The organism is Vibrio thalassae (genome assembly GCF_900089835.1).
GTDB lineage: Bacteria > Pseudomonadota > Gammaproteobacteria > Enterobacterales > Vibrionaceae > Vibrio > Vibrio thalassae.
This window is the reverse complement of the sequence record NZ_OANU01000077.1, coordinates 1-2,876: the sequence shown is the minus strand read 5'-3', so window position 1 is coordinate 2,876 and position 2,876 is coordinate 1. Positions and strand designations below refer to the sequence as shown.

Below are 2,876 nucleotides of genomic sequence, written 5' to 3'. Positions count from 1 at the left end.
TTACTCGTTGCCAAACCTTGAACCCGTCACAAAGAGCAAAGCCACACGCTGCTGTCCTTGCTGTCAACATGAGATGGCCTGTGTGGGGATCACTCGACCGAGATAGCCGAAAGGCATCTAATAATAAGGATAATGGCCGTCATCAACAAGATAAGGAGAAACAGCCACTAAGAACCAACATTAGTCAGTTAACCTATTGATAAGGCGGAACTCTCCACCTTACAATACCTGCGCTCGCCTTGAGAAAAGCATCAAGGCCGCCACCCTTCTAGAGCAGATCGCACAATTTACTTATATAGAGGCTCGGGCTTGTTCAACACTTGGGATTTAACGTTGGCTACGCAACGCTTAATCCTTATTTGTTAGGCATCCCGTTATTGTGCGTGTTAGGGCGTTGTGAGCGCCATGAAAGTTGTAAATAGGTAATGGTGGCGCAACAATAAGAGGTGATACGTAGCCATTGCTGCAGAGAAAAACACACACATAAATTGTTATTGAGCTTTTGGAGTGACTAGAGGCCTCAGCCTTAAGAGCAGGTGATAGTGCCCTGTTTCGTGATTATGAAGTCATTTCAGAATTCGGAATCCGAATTTCATTTATCGTTATTTTACGAATATTCTTGATAATGGGCTAACAACGCCATTGGCGCCTCTATCAATGATGTGAGTATAGATTTGCGTTGTCTTCAAATCGGTGTGACCAAGTTGTTCTTGAACGGTTCTGATATCCGCTCCGCTTTGAAGAAGGTGCGTAGCGAATGAGTGCCTTAAAGTATGACACGAGATGTTTTTGTCAATGTTGGCTTTTTGGCCTGCTACCTTAATGTGTTTTTGAAGCGCTGTTGGGTGAATATGGTGTCTACGTAGCTCGCCTGTTTGTAAATCTGGCGACAAACGACTAGAGGGAAAGAGGAATTGCCAATTTAGGCTCCTTTCTGCGCTCGGGTATTTTCTAGCGAGTGCTTCAGGTATGTATACACCAGAGAAAACTGTGTCATTCATGTCTTGATGATAGTAACTCGCGGATCTCTGTTGCTGTTGTTTGATAGCGGGGAAAAGCTCTGGTGCTATTTTCACTATACGGTTTTTACCTCCTTTCCCTTGCCATACACGTACAGATTTATATGCATAATCGATATCTTGTATACGTAGGCGTAGACACTCCATCAAACGCAACCCTGACCCATACATTAATTGATAAGGTAATTTGTAGTTAGGTGAACAGTGATTGAATAGCCTTCCAATCTCTTCTGGAGTCATGACTGTTGGCAATTTTCTTGATTTATCTGAGCGCCGAAACTGCATATCAAGCTCTATGGGTTCTTGAATAATTTCTTTGTATAAAAAGACTAATGCATTGAGAGCTAGACTTTGCGTTTTCCTCGCTGACTTTTTGTTAACAACCAGGTGCGTTAGGAAATCTTCTACATGTCTGGAAGTTAAGCTCTTTGGGTGCTTTTTATCATGATAAAGAATGTATTGGTGAATCCAATAAATGTACGCCTCCGTTGTACGAAGGGCATAGTGCCGTCCAAGCATATATTCTTGTATATACGATAGAAATGGTGATTTTTTCATTAAACTTTAACTGGTTATGCATACATAGGTTTCAGTTTGGCACATCAATTCATGCTATATAGAAAAATTCTGTATTTTGGGATGTAGGAAGGGAGCTGTAGTGCTTAAGTTACTGTTAGTTTTCATAAAAACGGGGTATCGTTTACGTCATTGAGATACTAGACAGAATAATTCTGTATTTAAGTGCAGAATTTTTCTGTCTAAATAGCTGTTAGAACATGACGGTTCTCACGAGTTTTATGTAACTCGTTGTTATTTAAGTATGAAGAGAGTTTATTGAGTTGGCGTTGTAGCGACGAAAAGGACGAATATTAGGCATTTCTATGCTAGCCTTGAAGCGATTCAAGCGCACCTTAATACGCGCTAGCGATTGAAGAGTGACGCTAGACTCGCTTCAAGGTCAAGGTAGAGCGATACCAAATACTTCGGCATCGATTTTTTGTCTTCATACCGTTAGTCCCTAATTCGTGATAGAGGGGCTCATCAACATCATTGACTCTAGTCATGTTCTAACAAGACGCTGAAACAGACGCAGGAACGTAAGGCATGTGTGGCTTGAAGTTCAGTGGGTGTTGATAGTGTATCGAGTGCGCAGTTTAGCTAAGCGTTAGAAGTTTTAGGAATAAATATGGGACGCAGGAGAGAACTAGGTAGTATTGCAAGCGGTATTATTGACTCGTTTCGGAGTAGAAACAATGATGTCGATGGTTATTGGGGTATCGGTAAGCTATACCTGTCCGTAGACCACCTTCAAAGCAAGTGTGTTTCAATAGACCTTTGCTCCCAACAGATTGCCCCGTATGACCCGCACTTTGACCTCATGACCGAACGCTATTCAAAGATGTTTAAAAGGTTGCTTGTAAAACATTCAATTCCGTTTGAATGGGTTCGCTCAGCATACGTTTACGTTGAATTTGAAGCAGAATTTGAGGAGCGTCATCACAATTGGCGGAGTGCATTGGGAAATCCGTGCAATCTTGTTTGTGTAGTCATAGATGACAATGGCAAAAGTCATGTCGCTTGTGCATATACAAACTGTTTTCCACATGACGCGAAAAGGGAAAGTCGGAGCACTAGGTGAGCAAACTTCTAACAAATAAGGATTAAGCGTTGCGTAGCCAACGTTAAATCCCAAGTGTTGGACAAGCTCGAGCCTCTATATAAGTAAATTGTGCGATCTGCTCTAGAAGGGTGGCGACCTTGATGCTTTTCTCAAGGCGAGCGCAGGTATTGTAAGGTGGAGAATTCCGCCTTATCAATAGGTTAACTGACTAATGTTGGTTCTTAGTGGCTGTTTCT

2 protein-coding genes are annotated in these 2,876 nt (G+C 42.0%); one reads left to right on the top strand and one right to left on the bottom strand.

Translation table 11 applies throughout. The features are described 5' to 3' along the window. Nucleotides 1-200: hypothetical protein (locus VTH8203_RS24890; RefSeq protein ID WP_208617771.1), on the top strand; the 200-nt coding region annotated here is incomplete at its 5' end. 402 nt (nucleotides 201-602) lie between these two features. On the opposite strand, the gene VTH8203_RS17705 is transcribed toward VTH8203_RS24890, so the two are convergent. Beyond that, a complete protein-coding gene (locus tag VTH8203_RS17705) occupies nucleotides 603-1,577 on the bottom strand; it encodes an integron integrase (protein ID WP_096994856.1) in 975 nt (324 codons plus the stop codon). Between the last annotated feature and the right edge of the window lie 1,299 nt (nucleotides 1,578-2,876).